Annotated in this window: 1 protein-coding gene; it reads left to right on the forward strand. The window is 61.8% G+C overall.

Features of this window, described 5'->3' with window-relative positions:
• On the forward strand, positions 1 to 455 hold a 455-nt coding region (locus tag QEH57_RS24805), incomplete at both ends, for an IS630 family transposase (protein WP_309009500.1).

Genomic DNA, 455 nt, shown 5'->3' on the forward strand with positions numbered 1-455 from the left:
GAAAGCTTCCAGCTCTCCACCGACCCGAACTTCGTGGACAAGGTCCGCGACGTTGTAGGGCTCTACCTGAGCCCTCCGCGAAACGCCTTGGTCTTCTGCGTGGACGAGAAGAGCCAGGTCCAGGCCCTCGAGCGCAACCAGCCCATTTTGCCGATGCGCCCCGGACGGCCCGAAAGAAGCAGCTGGGACTACTGGCGCCACGGCACGCTCAACCTGTTCGCAGCGCTCAACGTCAAGACCGGGGAAGTGCTCGGGAAATGTTACTCCCGGCACCGCAGCAGCGAGTTCCTCTCTTTCCTTCGCGAAGTGGAGAAGTCCCTGCCCGAGCAAAACGAGGAGGACCCCTACGAGGTGCACCTAGTGATGGACAACTACGTCACCCACAAGTCGGCGAAGGTGAACGCTTGGCTGGCCAAGCGCCCAAGCTGGCATGTCCACTTCACCCCCACCTACAG

Source organism: Pelagicoccus sp. SDUM812005 (assembly GCF_031127875.1).
In the GTDB taxonomy this organism is placed as follows: Bacteria; Verrucomicrobiota; Verrucomicrobiia; order Opitutales; family Opitutaceae; genus Pelagicoccus.